The organism is Microbispora sp. NPDC046973, from assembly GCF_040644495.1.
Lineage (GTDB): Bacteria > Actinomycetota > Actinomycetes > Streptosporangiales > Streptosporangiaceae > Microbispora.
The window spans coordinates 112,538-127,723 of sequence record NZ_JBEYWQ010000004.1; the positions used below are offsets into that span (position 1 = coordinate 112,538).

The window sequence follows — 15,186 nt, forward strand, 5'->3', positions numbered from 1 at the left end:
TTTCTCGACACACCGGCGGGCGCGCATGACCTGGATGGGAGTGGTCATCGCCCTCGTCGGCGCGCTGGGATACGCCCTGGGCGCGGCGCTGCAGCAGTTCGAAGCGGTGAGCGAGGGGGCGACCCTCGCTCTGGTCAGAAGGCCCCGCTGGTGGATCGGCGGGGTCATCGGTTTCACCGGGGCGTCCCTGCACGCGGTGGCGCTCAGCCTGGCTCCGCTGGTCGTCGTCCAGCCCGTGAGTGTGGCGACCCTCGTGTTCGCGGTGCCGCTCGCCGCGACGCTGCACGGCAGACGCCCGCGCCGGGCCGAGATCGCCGGGTCGATCGCGGTGGCGGTCGGCCTGCTCGGCCTGATGCTGCTGGTCCCGGCGCACAACGTGACTCCCGTCCTGTCGGACGCGCACGCCCTGGAGCTGATCGGCTGCGTCGCCCTGGTGGTCGCCGTCACGTTCACCGCCGCCCGCCGGCTGAGGGGCCCGGCTAAGGCGCTGCTGATGGCGGTCGGCGCCGGAGCGGTCACCGCGACCGTGTCCACGTTCGTCCGGGTCGTCGGCGGCGGGCTCGAAGGAGACCTCGGCCACCTGCTCCACTGGTTCACCCTCGCCATCCCGGTGCTGCTGGTCTGCGCCGTGGTGCTGCTGCAGAAGTCGTACGCCGTGGGCTACTTCGGCATCGCCTACGCCGGGGTCCAGGTCGTCGACCCCATCACCTCGGTCACCGCCGGGGCGGTGCTGCTGGGCGAGTCGCTGCCCACCGAGGTGGACAAGGTGATCCCCGCCTTGCTCGCGGCCGGCCTGCTGATCGCCGGGACGATCACGCTCGGCCGCCTCGCCCCCGACCATTCCAAGCCCGCCGCCGTACCGGCCGGGCCGGACAGGATCGGCGACCCGGTGGTCGCGTCCGAGGCGGCCTGACCTGCGCGGCCGCCCATCTCCTCGGCGGCTCAGGTCTCCACGGCGGCTCAGGTCCTCTCGGCGGGTCAGGGCGACCAGGCGAAGATCTGGTCGCCCTGCCGCAACGCGACGCCGGGCCCGAACCGGCCCGCAGCGCGCATCGCGCCGTCGCGCAGGGCCACGGCCAGCGGGTTGCGCCACCGCGTGAGCCGGCCGATCGCCCGCGACCGCCGCACGATCGGCGCCGTCCGCGCTGTCCGCTCCCTGCTGTAGACGGCCAGCCCCGCAGCATGATCACCGTCGGGTGAGACGCGCTCGGCGAGCACGACGGCGTCCTCCATGGCCTGGCAGGCTCCCTGCCCGAGGTTGGGTGTCATGGGGTGGGCCGCGTCGCCCAGCAGCGCGACCCGTCCCGCGTGGAAGGCGGGCAGCGGGGTGTCGAGGCAGTGGATGTCGTGACGGAGCACGGCCGCGGGGCCGGCGGCGGCCAGCAGCGCCGGGATCGGGTCGTGCCAGCGGCCGAACAACCGGAGCAGTTCGTCCCTCTCGTCCGCCGTACGCAGGCCGGCCGGGACCGCCGCGGTGGCGTAGCAGTACACCTGACCGCCCGCCAGCGGCATGACCCCGAAGACCACCCCTGGTCCCCAGGTCTCCGATGCGCCGGTCACGCCGGGCAGCGGCACGATCGCCCGCCAGCTCGTCACGCCGGCGTAGACCGGTGCGGGATGCCCGGGGAACAGAGTCGAGCGGGTCCGCGACCGGATCCCGTCGGCCGCCACGACGAGGTCGGCCTCGATCGTCTCCGCCGTCCCCGACACGGTGACGCGGCCGGTCGCGGGGTCGACGGACTCGACCCGCGTGTCCACCCGCAGGGCGCCCTGCGGCAGGCGTCCGGCGAGGATGCCGACCAGCGCCGCGCGGGTGAGCAGCACGATGGGGTCGCCATAGCGGGCGGCGGCGTCCTCGGCGGTGGTCCGCGCCAGCCATCGGCCGTCCGGCACCCGGATGCCGCTCTGGCCCTGAATGGCGGCGAGCTTCCTGACCTCGTCCCCGACCCCGATCACGTCGAGCGCCCGGAGCGCGTTGGGCGCGACCGCGAGCCCGGCGCCCACCGGCTCGATCGAGGCCGCCTGTTCCAGGACCGTCACCGCCCAGTCCTTGCGCGCCAGGGCGAGGGCCGCCGTCAGCCCGCCGATGCCCGCCCCGATCACCACCGCGTGCGCCATGCCCGCCTCCTCGTCACTACATCTGTAGTGAGCGTACTACACCTGTAGTCCGCCTCTACGATGAGCGGGTGAGCAGTCAGCGTGCGGTCGTCGTGGCGGACGCGGCCATCGCGATCCTGGCCGAGCGGGGGATGCGCGGCCTCACCCACCGAGCCGTGGACGAGGCCGCGGGGCTGCCGCCGGGCTCCACCTCGAACCACGCGCGCACGCGGGCGGCGCTGCTGGAGCTCACGCTGGCCCGGCTCGCCGAGCGCGAGGAGGCCGTGTTCACCGCCGCGACGGCGCCCGGCGGCGGGATGCCCGAGGGCGCGGGCGAGGTGGCCCGGCTGGCGGATCTCCTGGCGCGGACGACGCACGCGGCGATCACCGTGCACCGGGAGACCACGATCGCGCGATACGAGCTGGCGCTGGAGGCGAGCCGGCGCCCCGAACTGCGCAAGATATACGACGAGGTGGGGCGCCGGTTCCGGGAGCAGGCCGTCGCGGTGCTGGCCGCCGCCGGCTCGCCCGATCCGGTGCGGCACGGCCGGCAGATGGTCGCCTACGTCGAAGGGCTGCTGTTCGACGCGGTCGTCGGGGCGGGGGGCGTGCCGGCCCTCGAAGAGCTCGACGCCGCCTTCCGCGAGCTGCTCCGCATCGCCTCGGGAAGGTGAGCCCACCGCAGCCTCGTAGGGGCGTCAGGTCGCCGCTCGTCCCGGGGTGATCGCGTGGATGCCCGAAGTCACCGTCCAGCGGGCCGGTACACGGTGATGACCACTCCGGTCTCGGTCGCCGCAGACTCGACCAGCCGGAAGGCCGACAGGTCCGAGCCCGAGCCCGGGAACAGCCGGCGGCCGGAGCCGAGCACAAGCGGGTGGACCAGAAGAACCAGTGTGTCGACGAGGCCGCGCGACAGCAGCGACCGGACCAGGACCCCGCTGCCGAACACCACCAGGTTCTCCCGCAGCTCCTCCTTCAGGCGGCTCACCGCGTCAGCGGCGTCACCTCTGAGGAGCACGGAGTTCTCCCAGGCGAGGGGTTCGGCCAGGGTGGTGGACGCCACGTACTTGCGGGCGCGGCCGAGAGCCTCGCTGAACGGGTTCGGCGGCTGCTTGGGCCAGTAGCCCGCGAACTGCTCGTAGGTCGTCCGGCCGGCCAGCAGGGACCACGCGCTCGACATGTGGCGGCCCATGACCTCCTGCATGGCCGGGTCCTGGCTCCGGTTCGCCCAGCCGCCGTGCCGGAAGCCTTCGCGCGGGTCCTCCTCGGGGTTTCCGGGCGCCTGCATCACACCGTCAAGCGTCAGGTGTTCGATCGCGATGACCTGGCCCATGTCGTGTCTCCTCCACGGTCGTCCGTTCGGTCTCACCCCCTACACGAACGACAGGCCCCCGGATCGACAGGCGCCGGGGTGCTACTACTGCCGGGCGGCCAGCAGGCGGGCGCGGTGGGCCGGCCACTCGTCGTCGAGGATCGAATAAAGAGGGCTGTCCCGCCAGGTGCCGTCCTGGCGGCGGTACTGCCGCCGGAGCACGCCCTCACGCACGCCGCCGATGCGCTCGATGGCCGCCTGCGACCGCAGGTTGCGGATGTCGGTCTTCAGCACCACGCGGACGAACCCCAGAGCGAAGGCGTGGTCGAGCAGCAGGACCTTGCACTCGGTGTTGACGGCGGTGCGCCAGTAGGCCCTGCCATACCAGGTGGAGCCGATCTCCACGCTCTCGTCGAAGCCGCCGACGTCCCAGTAGCCGGTCGAGCCGATCGCCCGGCCGCTCTCCTTGAAGACCACCGCGAACTGGGTGGTGCGCGGGTCGGCGAGCAGTGTGCCCACCAGGTGGCGCATGTCCTCCTCGGCCTGCGGCACGGGTTCCGACCGGTGCCGCCAGACCTCCTCGTCCTGCGCTGCGAGAAACAGGTCGGGCACGTGGCCGGGGGTGAGCGGCTCAAGGCGTACGACGCGGCCGTCGAGCACGGCCGGCGCGGGCATCTTCGCGGTCATGCGCCCGACGTTATCGCCGGCCTGCGCCGCGAGCGGATGGCCACTTGGGGCGAAAGGGCGAGGACCACTTCACCGCGACCACTTCGCCGTGACCGTGTCGACATACATACCGTCTGGTCGGTACGCTGACGGCGTGAACGCTGACCCGCCCGGCCTCGACCTCACCCGCCTCGCCGAGCACCTCCGGCGCGAGGGCCTGACCGCGGGGCCGCTCACCGCGGAGCTGATCGTGGGCGGCAAGTCCAATCTGACGTACGTCGTCAGGGACGGCATGAGCACCTACGTCGTGCGGCGGCCGCCGCTCGGGCACGTCCTGGCGACGGCGCACGACATGGGCCGCGAATACCGGGTCATGAGCGCGCTCCAGGACACCGGCGTTCCGGTGCCGCGCACCTACCACCTGTGCCGGGACCCCGAGATCGTCGGCGCGCCCTTCTACGTGATGGAGCACGTCCAGGGCGGGCAGCCGCCGCTCACCCCGGCGCTCGCCCACGGGCTGGTGGACGTGCTGGCCGCGCTGCACTCGATCACCCCCGAGAGCGTCGGCCTCGGCGACTTCGGCAGGCCCGACGGCTTCCTGGAGCGGCAGGTCGCCCGGTGGAAGCGGCAGCTCGACGCCTCGCGCAGCCGGGAGGTGCCCGGCATCGACGACCTCTACGAGCGGCTCGCCCGCGACGTGCCCGCGTCGGGCAGGCCGGCGATCGTCCACGGTGACTTCAAACTGGGCAACACCCTCATCGCCGACGGCGAGGTGCGGGCCGTGCTCGACTGGGAGATGTCCACGCTGGGCGACCCGCTCACCGACCTGGCGCTGTTCCTCCTGTACGGCGAGGTCGCCTCGCTCGACCGGGGCACGGCCGGGGAGGTGCCGCCCAGCTCAGAGCTGGCCGCCCACTACGGGGAGGCGTCCGGCCGCGACCTGTCCCGCCTCGGCTGGTACGTCGGCCTCGCCTGCTTCAAGCTCGCGGTGATCGCCGAGGGCATCCATTTCCGATACACGAAGGGGCTTACGGTGGGGGAGGGCTTCGCCGAGGTCGGCGATCAGGTCGCCCCGATCGTCGCCCGCGGGCTCATGGAGGTCTGATGGACTTCGGGTTCGACGCGACCACGAACCGCTACCGTGAGCGGCTGCTGGAGTTCATGGACGAGTGCGTCTATCCCGCCGAGCACGCCTTCCACGAACAGGCGGCCGCCAGTGGGTGGAGCCCGCCGCCCCTGCTGGAGGACCTCAAGGCCGAGGCCCGCTCGCGCGGCCTGTGGAACCTCTTCCTGCCCGGAGAGCACGGCGCGGGACTGACCAACCTGCAGTACGCGCCGCTCGCGGAGGTCATGGGCAGGTCGCCCGCCATCGCGCCGCCCGCCACCAACTGCGCCGCCCCCGACACCGGCAACATGGAGGTGCTGGCGGAGTTCGGCAGCGAGTGGCAGCGCAAGGAGTACCTGGAGCCGCTGCTGGCCGGCGAGATCAGGTCGGCCTTCGCGATGACCGAGCCCGACGTCGCCTCCTCCGACGCGACGAACATCGCGACCTCCATCAGGAGGGACGGTGGGGAGTACGTCGTCAACGGCCGCAAGTGGTTCATCACCGGCGCGATGAACCCCGGCTGCCGGGTCTTCATCGTGATGGGCAAGACCGACCCCGAGGCGCCCAAGCACCGTCAGCAGAGCATGGTGCTCGTCCCGCGCGACACCCCCGGTCTCACCGTACGGCGCGGCATGACGGTCTTCGGCTACGACGACGCCGACCACGGCGGCCACGCCGAGGTGGTGTTCGAGGACGTACGCGTGCCGGTGGACAACCTGATCGGCGAGGAGGGCGGCGGGTTCGCCATCGCCCAGGCCCGGCTCGGGCCGGGCCGCATCCACCACTGCATGCGGCTCATCGGCATGGCCGAGCGGGCCGTGGAGCTGATGTGCCGCCGGGTGCTGACGCGGGAGGCGTTCGGCAAGCCGCTGGCCCGGCAGGGCGTGATCCAGGACTGGATCGCCGAGTCGCGGGTGCGCATCGAGCAACTGCGCCTGCTGGTGCTGAAGACGGCCTGGCTGATGGACACGGTCGGCAACAAGGGCGCGCACACCGAGATCCAGGCCATCAAGATCGCCGGTCCGGCGACCGTGGAGTGGATCCTGGACAAGGCCATCCAGGCGCACGGCGCCGGCGGGATCAGCCAGGACTTCCCGCTGGCGGCGCTGTGGGCGGGCGCGCGCTCGCTGCGGTTCGCCGACGGCCCCGACGAGGTCCACAAGCGGTCGCTGGCCTACCGCGAGCTCAAGAAATACATGGGGTGATGTGTCGTGGCATGGGATGAGGCGTCGGTCGCCGAGCGCGCCAGAGCCTTCCTCGGGGAGCACGACCCGGCGGCCATGGACCGCCTGGAGTTCCTGCGCGCCCGGTTCGACGCCGGGCTGGCCTGGGTGCACTTCCCCCAGGGCCTCGGCGGGCTCGGCGCGCCCCGGGAACTGCAGGCCGTGGCCGACCGGGAGTTGAAGGGCACGCCCGACAACCAGCCGGGCCGGATCGGCATCGGCCTCGGCATGGCCGCCCCGACGATCCTCGCCTTCGGCACCGAGGAGCAGAAGAAGCGCTTCCTGCGGCCGCTGTGGACGGGCGAGGAGGTGTGGTGCCAGCTGTTCAGCGAGCCCGGCGCCGGTTCCGACCTCGCCACGCTGGCCACCCGCGCCGTACGCGAGGGCGACGAGTGGGTGGTGGACGGCCAGAAGGTGTGGACGTCGAGCGCGCACACCGCCCGCTGGGGCATCCTCGTGGCCCGCACCGACCCGGGAGTGCCAAAGCACCGGGGGCTGACCTACTTCGTGTGCGACATGCACGCCCCCGGCGTCGAGGTGCGCCCGCTGCGCCAGATCACCGGTGAGGCCGAGTTCAACGAGGTCTTCCTCACCGGGGTGCGGCTGCCCGACTCGCTGCGGCTGGGCGAGGTGGGCGACGGCTGGCGGGTCGCGCAGACCACGCTGATGAACGAGCGGGTGGCGATCGGCGGCGCCCCCGCCCGGCGCACGATGATGGGCGTCGTCGCCGAGACCTGGCGCTCCCGGCCCGAGCTGCGCACCCACGACCTGCACCAGCGGCTGCTCAAGCTCTGGGTCGACTCGGAGGTCATGCGCCTGACGGCCGTGCGGCTGCGCGAGCAGCTCGCCGCCGGGCACCCGGGACCGGAGGGGTCGGGCATGAAGCTGGCCTTCGCCCGGCTGCACCAGGAGCTGTCCGGCATCGAGGTCGAGATGCTGCGCGAGGACGGCCTGGCCTACGACGACTGGACGTTCCGCCGCCCCGACAAGGTCGACTTCATCGGCCGCGAGGCGGGCTACCGCTACCTGCGCGCCAAGGGCAACTCGATCGAGGGCGGCACCTCCGAGATCCTGCGCAACATCATCGCCGAACGCGTCCTCGGCCTGCCCGCCGAGCCACGCGCCGACAAGGACGTCGCATGGAAGGACCTCCCCCGATGACGCTGCTGTACACGGAGGTGGAGGAGGAGCTGCGGACCGCCGTGCGCGGCCTGCTCGCCGACAAGTGCTCCCCGTCCGCCGTGCTCGACCGTGTGGAGTCCGGCACGCCGTACGACGCGGAGCTGTGGAAGGCGCTGGCCCGCGACATCGGCGTGGCCGGGCTGCTGATCCCCGAGGAGTTCGGCGGCGCCGCCTCCCGGCACGGCGGGGCGTCGGCCCGCGAGGCCGCCGTCGTGCTGGAGGAGCTGGGCCGCGCCGTGGCTCCGGTGCCGTTCCTCAGCAGCGCCGTCCTCGCCACCCAGGCCCTGCTGGTGGCAGGGGGAGAGGTGGCCGGCGAACTGCTGAGGCGCCTGGCCGCCGGGGAGGCGACGGCCGCGCTCGCGGTGTCGTTCGCCGCCTCGCCGTACGCGCCGCCGGCCCCGGGCCATGGAGACGGGCCGGCCCTCGGCGAGGACGGCACGGTGACCGGCACGGTCACCGGGGTGATCGGCGCGGAGGTCGCCGACGTCCTGCTCGTCCCGGTACGGCTCTCGCAGGGCGTGGGGCTGTGCGCGGTGGAGGCGTCCTCAGCCGTCCGAGGGGCCGTCCGGGTGACGACGGTCACCTCGCTCGACCTGACCCGGCCCATCGCGACCGTGTCGTTCGCGTCGGCGCCGGCGCGGGTCGTCGCGCGGGCCGACGGGCTCGGGGTGCCGTGGGTGTGGGAGGCCCTGGTGCGGGGCGCCGGGCTCCTCGCCTCCGAACAGCTCGGCGTCGCCGAGTGGTGCCTGACCACGACGGTCGCGTACGTGAAGGAACGCAGGCAGTTCGCCCGGCCGGTGGGGTCGTTCCAGGCGGTCAAGCACCGGCTCGCCGATCTGTGGCTGGAGATCGTGGGGGCCAGGGCGGCGGCCCGCAACGCGGCCGCACGGCTGGCGGAGGCGCCCGCGGCGGGCCCGCTCGGCGACGACGCGGCGGTGGCCGTCGCGGTGGCGCAGGCCCACTGCGGAGCGGTGGCGGTGCACGCCGCCGAGGAGTGCGTGCAGCTCCACGGCGGCATCGGGATGACCTGGGAGCACCCGGCGCACCTGTACCTCAAGCGGGCCAAGGCCGATCAGATCGCGCTGGGCACGCCGGGCGACCACCGTGAGGCGCTGGCCGGTCCTGCGGACCTCCCGGCGCCCGCGTGATCAGGGTCGAAGCGAGTTGAGCAGGAGGTCGGCGAAGTGGCGGCCGACCTCCTGGCCGGTCAGCGGCCCCTCGGGGTGATACCAGGTGCCGAGGTGGTGGACCGAGCCGAAGAAGAAGTCGACGACCATCTCGGCGGGGATGTCGTCGCGGAAGACGCCGTCGCGCTGCCCCTCGACGACGAGGTCGCGGAACCGCTCGTGGTAGCGCCGCCGCTCGGCCCGCACGCTCTTGTACGTCTCCGGCGCGAGCTGGTGCATCGACCTGAAGAAGATCTTCGAGTCGTCCAGGTTGTCGACCGTGGTCACCACCACGTCGGTCGCCGCCGCGTGCAGCCGGTCGGCCACCGGGCCCTCCGCGTCGGCGAACCGGTTGAGGCGCTCCATCTGCAGGCGCAGCACCCGGGCGTAGATCTCGTGGAGCAGGTCGTCCTTGGAATCGAAGTAGTGGTACATCGCGCCCTTGGTGACGCCGGCCGCCGCGACGATCTCCTGCACCGACGTGCTCTCGAAACCCCGCTCGGCGAACAGCCGGGTGGCCTCGGCGAGCAGGCGCTGCCGCACCGGCTCCTCCAGGGATCCGCCGGCGGGGCGCTCCCCGTTCACGCGATCCCCCGTTACGCGGTGCTCTCCAGCTGCGCGGCGGGCCATGCCGACCTCCTTCGTCTCTCGGCTCAAGCATACCGACTGGTCGGTCAAGTGTCGGCACTGGCGTAACTGCGCTACTTCCCTCACCTTAGGAGGGTTGGGATTCCCGCTCGGGTATCCCGGAGAAAGCCGCATGCCTAGTGTGGGGGGTTCGCGTGCCGAATGGGTCAATTTACGTCCCGAAGGACGAGAAGTTCACCGGCGCCTCGCCGCAGAACCTGTACGAGACGTTCTGGTTCGCCGGACGCAAGAACCGGATCCGGGTGCGGGCCGCGATCACCCTCGCGGGGTTCGTCGTCGGCAACCTGGTGGGCCCGCGGCTCGGGCTGAACATGTTCGCCGCCGGCCTCGGGCTGGCGGCCCTCGCGGGCGGCACCGACCTGTTCATCGCCTGGCGTCTGCACGAGCGTACGGCGGTGTGGCGGGGCAAGCGCCGCGGCGAGGTGCGCACCGGGCGGCTGCTGCGGCTCGGGCTGCGCCGCCACGGCTACCGGGTGATGGACGGCCGGGCCGTGCCCGGGGAGGCGTCGATCGACCACCTTGTCATCGGGCCGGGCGGCCTGTGGATCGTGGACAACGAGGCGTGGTCGCCCGACACCCTGATCGCGCGGTACGGCGAGCGGTTGTTCTTCGACGAGAAGTTCGGCACCTCGGTCGCCAAGGGCCTCATCTCCGCCGCCGGATCGATGGCCGCGCTGCTGACCAAGGAGACCGGCATCGAGCTCTCCATCGCCCCGGTGCTCGCCGTGCACGGCGGGAAGATCAAGGCCAGGGGAGGCGTGCTGCACGGGGAGGGGCTCACCGTCGCCTACCCGGGCAGGGTGGCCCGCTGGATCCGCACCCACGGTTCCATGGAGCTGACCGAGGAGCAGATCGACCTGCTGGCCCGTACGGCGGCCCGCATCCTGCGCCGCATGAGCTGAGCACGCACGAGCCGAGCACGCGTGAGCCGAGCACGCGGACACGGGCCGGAATCGATTCGGGCGAAGGGTCTCGATTCAGGCCAGCGTCTCGACGAACGCGGCGAGCTGGGCGACGTTGCGGCACTCGTGCATGGGGACGACCGAGCCGTACGACGTGGCGAGCGAGTCCCCGGTGTCCCACTGGGCCCGGGGCTCGGGATTGAGCCAGTGGGCGTGCCTGGCCTGCCCGGCCAGCCGCTTCAGCGTGCCCAGCGCCGGGACCTGGTAGTTGGACCTGGCGTCGCCCAGGATCAGCAGCGACGTCCGGGGGCCCACGGCGTCGGGGAAGCGTTCGGCGAAGCGCTCGAACACGTGGCCGTAGTCGGTGCGGCCGAACCTGACGATGTCGGCCTCCTCGGTGAGCCGGCCGATGGCGTCCAGCACGTCCGCGCCCGGGGCGAACAGGCCGGTGATCTCGTCCACCGTGTCCACGAACGCGAACGCCCGCACCTTGGTGAACTGCTCCCGGAGCGCGAACGTCAGCAACAGGGTGAAGTGGGAGAACGTCGAGACCGAGTCGCTGGCGTCGCACAGCACGACCAGCTCGGGCCGGTGCGGCCGGGGCGGGCGCAGGTGGGTGGTGAGCGGCACCCCGCCCGTGGACAGCGAGGCCCGCACGGTGCGCCGGAAGTCGAGCCGCCCGCGCCGGCCCCGCTTCTGCCTGATCGACAGCCGGGTGGCCAGGCGGCGGGCGAGAGGGTAGACCTCCCGGCGGAGCCGGGCCAGCTCCTCCTTGGTCGCGCGCAGGAAGTCGACCCGGTCGATCGGCGGCCGGGCCGCCGACCTGGCGATCTTCTCGATGCCCGACTCCTCGGCGATCCTGCGGCGTACGTCGGAGGCGACGGCCTCTGTGAACGCCTCGATGGTCCGCGCGATGTGCTGCCGGGCGACCTTCTCCGGCAGGCCGCCCCGCTCGTCGAGCATGGCGTTCAGCATCCGGGCCACCAGCGTCTCGGGCGATAGCGCGCGCAGCACCGGGAAGGAGAACCACGACTGCCTGCCGGGGGCCGCCTGGACCTGCCCGAACCGCCCGACCATCGCCCGGGCGAACTCCCGGAACGCCGGGTCGGCCGGATCGCCCGTCAGCAGCTCCGCCAGCCGCTCGCGAAGCTCGGGCAGCGCGGCGTCCTCCACGGCGGGGTCGTTCTCGGTCCGACCGGCCACCGGCGGGAACCACAGGTCGAAGAGCAGGTCGAACCCCGGCCGGTGCGCGGGCCGCTTCACCAGCGTGGCGGCGTACGCCTCACGCAGCGTCTCCCTCTCGGTCAGGTCGATGACCATGAGCGCGTGGGCCGCGTCCAGCCCCTCGGCCGGGGAGACCGGCAGCCCGGCCTCCCGCAGGGCGTGGACGAACCCCACGTGCCGGTCCACGAGGGACGCCGGAGCCGTCATGACCGGGACGGCAGGCCGAGCTCCTTGGCGGCCCGCACCTGGTCGGAGTTGTGCTTGAGCACCACGCCCAGCGTCTCGCCGATCAGCGCCTCGTCCAGCTCCGTACGGCCCAGCGCGAGCAGGGTGTGCGCCCAGTCGACGGTCTCCGCGATCGACGGCGACTTCTTCAGCTCCAGCGCCCGAAGCGTGGCCACCGTGCGGGCGAGCTGGTCGGCGATGCTCGCGGGCAGCCCGGGGACCTGCGCGAGCAGGATGTCGCGCTCCCGCTCCGGCGTGGGGTAGTCGAGGTGGAGATAGAGGCAGCGCCGCTTGAGCGCCTCCGACAGCTCGCGGGTCGCGTTCGAGGTCAGCACGACGTAGGGCCGGCGCGCGGCGGTGATCGTGCCCAGCTCGGGGATCGTGATCTGGTAGTCGGAGAGGATCTCCAGCAGCAGCCCCTCGACCTCGACGTCGGCCTTGTCGGTCTCGTCGATGAGCAGCACGGTGGGCTCCTCGCTCCTGATCGCCTTCAGGAGCGGGCGTTCGAGCAGGAACTCCTCGGAGAAGATGTCGTCCCAGGCCCCGTCGTCGGCCTGGATGCGCAGCAGTTGCTTCTTGTAGTTCCACTCGTACAGCGCCCGGGCCTCGTCCAGGCCCTCGTAGCACTGCAGCCGGATCAGCCGCGCGCCGGTGGCCTCCGCCACGGCCTTGGCCAGCTGGGTCTTGCCCACTCCCGCCGGTCCCTCGGCCAGCAGCGGCTTGCCCAGCGCCCCGGCCAGGAACACCGATGTCGCGATGCCGTCGTCGGCAAGGTAGTCGACGGCCGTCAGCCGCTCCCGGACCTCGTCAGGCGAGGCGAACCACATGTGCGCTCCCAACCGCTGATACCGAATGTTGTTCTACTCTAGCCCGATTTCGACGGCTCTGATTTGGACTGTCCTGCTCTGATTTGGAGTGCTGTGAGGGCTGCGATAACCTCTAAGAGCTCTGCGCCGCTAGCTCAGTTGGTTAGAGCAGCTGACTCTTAATCAGCGGGTCCGGGGTTCGAGTCCCTGGCGGCGCACCCTGTCGATAGCCCAGGCCGGTACATCCGGCCTGGGCTTTCGTCATTCGCTGATCGTGCCGGCGGCGGCCGGGGCTCCGAACCGGCCGAAAGTGCTAGTCGAGCGGCGCCGACCGCACCTTCGGCCGATGCCGCGCCAGGCGCGGGCCTCGCAGGATCAGACCATGCCATACAGAAACCCGCATGCCGCGCCGAGAGCCGGGGCCCCCACCAGCCGTCGGAGCAGTGGAAAGCCGACGCTCCGGACTCCGATCCTGCGGGCCGGCCTGGCCGCGGTCGCAGGACTGCTCACCCTGGCGGTCCCCGCCTCCTGGACGCCGGCGTCCGCCTCTCCCGGATACGCCTCCGTCGGCTCGTCGGTCACGCCGCGCAGCACGCCGTATCTGCCCGAGCCGACCGGTCCCCATCCGGTCGGCACGACGTCCCTGTGGCTGAAGGACACCTCGCGCCCCGACCCCTGGGTCCCTTCGGCCAAGTCGAGGGAGCTCATGGTCTCCCTCTGGTATCCGGCGAGGTCCCGGAACGGACGGCGTGCGCCCTACGTGACGCCCAAGGAGTCGGAGCTCATCCTGAAGGGCAAGGGGGTGACGGGCGTGCCGTCCGACGTGCTGAGCAGAACGCGGACCCACGCGTTCAGCGGCGCAGAACCGGCGGGACGGGCACACACCCTGCCCCTTGTCGTGCTGTCTCCCGGCTTCACCGACCCCCGGAGCTCGCTCACCGCCCTGGCCGAGGAACTGGCGAGCAGAGGCTACGTGGTGGCCGGCATCGACCACACGTACGAGACCTTCGCCACCACGTTCCCCGACGGGCGGCTGGCCACCTGCGCGGCATGCGAACTCGACGGCATCGACGACTTCGGTGAGAAGGCGGTGGAGAACCGGGCGGTCGACGTCTCCTTCGTGATCGATCGGCTGACCGGTCCACACGCCAGGTGGAAGGGCGCCTCCCTGATCGACGCGTCCCGGATCGCGATGGCGGGCACGTCCCTCGGAGGCGCGAGCGCCGCCGAGACGATGCTGAAGGACTCCCGGGTGCGCGCCGGAATCAACATGGACGGCCTCATGTTCGCCCCGATCCCGGCGAGCGGGGTGGCGCGCCCGTTCCTGTTCCTGGGTCAGCCGCTACACAGACCGGGTGGCGAGGACGCCACCTGGGACCGCGACTGGGCGCACCTGACCGGATGGAAGCGCTGGCTGGTGGTGGCCGGAGCGGTGCACCCGTCCTTCAGCGACTACGACCTGCTGGCCCAGCAGATCGGCGTCGACCTCGGCAGCGAGCTCGCTGGAAGCCGCTCGGTGGACATCACCCGCAGGTACGTCCGAGCCTTCTTCGACCTGCACCTGGGCGGTAGGCCGCAGCCCCTGCTGGACCGGCCCTCGATGCGCTACCCCGAGGTCGGGTTCTGCTCGCCGGAGACGAAGACCTGCCGATAGGAACGGCCGGCTCCGGGGTTCGAGTCCCTGGCGGCGCGCACCTCGGGAAGCCCGGGCCGTCCGGCCTGGGCTTTGCGCGATTCCCGGGTGGCGTGCAGGGACGCGAGCAGCCGGAGGCGTTCGTCGTCGGAGGAGCCGGGCTCGGCCGTGTAGACGAGCAGGACCGGCCCCGGACTGCCGGGCAGGGGATAGACGTCCCAGTCGAGGGTGACCTCGCCCACCTGGGGGTGCCGGAACAGCTTCGTCCCGTGAACCGTCTCACGCACCTCGTGCCGGGCCCAGAGCCGGCGGAAGTCCGCGCTGCGGATGCTCAGCTCGCCGATGATCGTCGTGGCGCGCGGGTGGGTCGGATCGGTCGCGACGGCGGCCCGCAACATGCCGATGTACTGCAGGGCGGTGGCCTCCCAGTCGGGGCAGCGCGCACGGGTCCCGGGATCCTCGAACAGCGCCATGAGCATGTTCCGCCGCCCCGGCGGCAGGGTGTCCGGATCGCCGAGCAGCGCCTCGGCGAGCGTGTTCCACGCGAGCACGTCGAGGTGCCGGCCGAGCACGACCGCGGGAGTGCCCATGACGTGCAGCAGGCGCCGCGTGCTGTCCGGGACGCGTTCCGGGGCGCGGCGCGTGCGGACCGCCGCCGGCCGCCGTGCCGCCCGCGCGAGGGTGAACAGATGCCGCCGCTCCTCGTCGTCGAGGTCGAGCGCGGAGGCGAGGCCGTCGAGCACCTCGTCGGAGGGCCGCACCTCACGGCCCTGCTCCATGCGCTGGTAGTAATCGGTGCTCAGCCCGGCCAGCAGCGCGACCTCCTCGCGCCGCAGGCCGGTCACCTTGCGCCGGGGTCCCGGCTCCAGGCCGACGTCCTGCGGGCGCAACCGGCCGCGCCGGGCACGCAGGAAGTCGCCGAGTTCACGGGCGTAGGGATGGTCGACGGCCATGACGACAGTCTGCCGGTGCGGTCCGCGCCGAAGGTAGGTCTGCC

The 15,186-nt window shown here is 72.3% G+C and carries 15 protein-coding genes and 1 tRNA gene; 9 read left to right on the forward strand and 7 right to left on the reverse strand.

The features are described 5' to 3' along the window. Positions 1–25 precede the first annotated feature (25 nt). Positions 26–913, forward strand: coding sequence for a DMT family transporter (locus tag ABZ860_RS10500; protein ID WP_357217928.1), 888 nt, complete (start codon positions 26–28; stop codon positions 911–913). Between the two features lie 65 nt (positions 914–978). On the opposite strand, the gene ABZ860_RS10505 is transcribed toward ABZ860_RS10500, so the two are convergent. Beyond that, positions 979–2,118: an FAD-dependent monooxygenase gene (locus ABZ860_RS10505; protein ID WP_357217930.1), complete on the reverse strand. Its 1,140-nt coding sequence runs from the start codon at positions 2,116–2,118 to the stop codon at positions 979–981. Between the two features lie 68 nt (positions 2,119–2,186). Here ABZ860_RS10505 and ABZ860_RS10510 point away from each other — a divergent pair, with 68 nt between their 5' ends. Next, entirely contained in the window at positions 2,187–2,771 is a 585-nt protein-coding gene (locus ABZ860_RS10510) for a TetR/AcrR family transcriptional regulator (RefSeq protein ID WP_357217932.1), read from the forward strand. Between the two features lie 68 nt (positions 2,772–2,839). On the opposite strand, the gene ABZ860_RS10515 is transcribed toward ABZ860_RS10510, so the two are convergent. Next, the gene (locus ABZ860_RS10515) at positions 2,840–3,430 is read right to left on the reverse strand and encodes a dihydrofolate reductase family protein (RefSeq protein WP_357217935.1); all 591 of its coding nucleotides are present in this window, start codon (positions 3,428–3,430) and stop codon (positions 2,840–2,842) included. A gap of 84 nt (positions 3,431–3,514) precedes the next feature. Next, on the reverse strand, positions 3,515–4,096 hold the full coding sequence (locus ABZ860_RS10520; RefSeq protein ID WP_357217938.1) for a GNAT family protein: 582 nt from the start codon (positions 4,094–4,096) through the stop codon (positions 3,515–3,517). Between the two features lie 133 nt (positions 4,097–4,229). On the opposite strand from ABZ860_RS10520, the gene ABZ860_RS10525 reads away from it, so the two are divergent. The 4 genes from ABZ860_RS10525 to ABZ860_RS10540 are packed head-to-tail and all read left to right on the forward strand — an operon-like array spanning position 4,230 to position 8,733. Next, a complete protein-coding gene (locus ABZ860_RS10525; protein ID WP_357217941.1) occupies positions 4,230–5,180 on the forward strand; it encodes a phosphotransferase family protein in 951 nt (316 codons plus the stop codon). Beyond that, positions 5,180–6,385 (forward strand): acyl-CoA dehydrogenase family protein, encoded by a 1,206-nt coding sequence (locus ABZ860_RS10530; protein ID WP_357217943.1) that lies wholly within the window; start codon positions 5,180–5,182, stop codon positions 6,383–6,385. Before ABZ860_RS10525 ends, ABZ860_RS10530 begins: the two co-directional genes overlap by 1 nt. Before the next feature lie 6 nt (positions 6,386–6,391). Beyond that, a complete protein-coding gene (locus tag ABZ860_RS10535) occupies positions 6,392–7,564 on the forward strand; it encodes an acyl-CoA dehydrogenase family protein (RefSeq protein WP_357217946.1) in 1,173 nt (390 codons plus the stop codon). Continuing rightward, complete coding sequence (locus ABZ860_RS10540) at positions 7,543–8,733, forward strand: acyl-CoA dehydrogenase family protein (RefSeq protein WP_357217949.1); 1,191 nt, start codon at positions 7,543–7,545, stop codon at positions 8,731–8,733. Before ABZ860_RS10535 ends, ABZ860_RS10540 begins: the two co-directional genes overlap by 22 nt. Here the strand turns inward: ABZ860_RS10540 and ABZ860_RS10545 are convergent, their stop codons facing one another. Next, positions 8,734–9,336, reverse strand: a complete 603-nt coding sequence (locus ABZ860_RS10545) for a TetR/AcrR family transcriptional regulator (protein ID WP_357217952.1) — start codon at positions 9,334–9,336, stop codon at positions 8,734–8,736. It lies immediately after the preceding gene. Between the two features lie 197 nt (positions 9,337–9,533). Between ABZ860_RS10545 and ABZ860_RS10550 the strand changes: the two genes are divergently transcribed. Next, positions 9,534–10,301 carry a nuclease-related domain-containing protein gene (locus ABZ860_RS10550; protein WP_357217954.1) on the forward strand — a complete coding sequence of 256 codons (768 nt, stop codon included), beginning with the start codon at positions 9,534–9,536 and terminating at the stop codon, positions 10,299–10,301. A gap of 75 nt (positions 10,302–10,376) precedes the next feature. Here ABZ860_RS10550 and ABZ860_RS10555 read toward each other — a convergent pair whose 3' ends face one another. Beyond that, positions 10,377–11,732, reverse strand: coding sequence for a VWA domain-containing protein (locus ABZ860_RS10555; RefSeq protein ID WP_357217957.1), 1,356 nt, complete (start codon positions 11,730–11,732; stop codon positions 10,377–10,379). Continuing rightward, positions 11,729–12,577, reverse strand: coding sequence for a MoxR family ATPase (locus ABZ860_RS10560; RefSeq protein ID WP_357217960.1), 849 nt, complete (start codon positions 12,575–12,577; stop codon positions 11,729–11,731). Before ABZ860_RS10560 ends, ABZ860_RS10555 begins: the two co-directional genes overlap by 4 nt. Before the next feature lie 123 nt (positions 12,578–12,700). Between ABZ860_RS10560 and ABZ860_RS10565 the strand changes: the two genes are divergently transcribed. Together ABZ860_RS10565 and ABZ860_RS10570 are read left to right on the forward strand one after the other, a co-directional pair. After that, a tRNA-Lys gene (locus tag ABZ860_RS10565) sits at positions 12,701–12,774 on the forward strand. Positions 12,775–12,938: 164 nt separating this feature from the next. Next, the gene (locus ABZ860_RS10570; RefSeq protein WP_357217963.1) at positions 12,939–14,210 is read left to right on the forward strand and encodes an alpha/beta hydrolase; all 1,272 of its coding nucleotides are present in this window, start codon (positions 12,939–12,941) and stop codon (positions 14,208–14,210) included. On the opposite strand, the gene ABZ860_RS10575 is transcribed toward ABZ860_RS10570, so the two are convergent. Further along, positions 14,162–15,142, reverse strand: coding sequence for a helix-turn-helix transcriptional regulator (locus ABZ860_RS10575; RefSeq protein ID WP_357217966.1), 981 nt, complete (start codon positions 15,140–15,142; stop codon positions 14,162–14,164). The genes ABZ860_RS10570 and ABZ860_RS10575 overlap by 49 nt on opposite strands. Between the last annotated feature and the right edge of the window lie 44 nt (positions 15,143–15,186).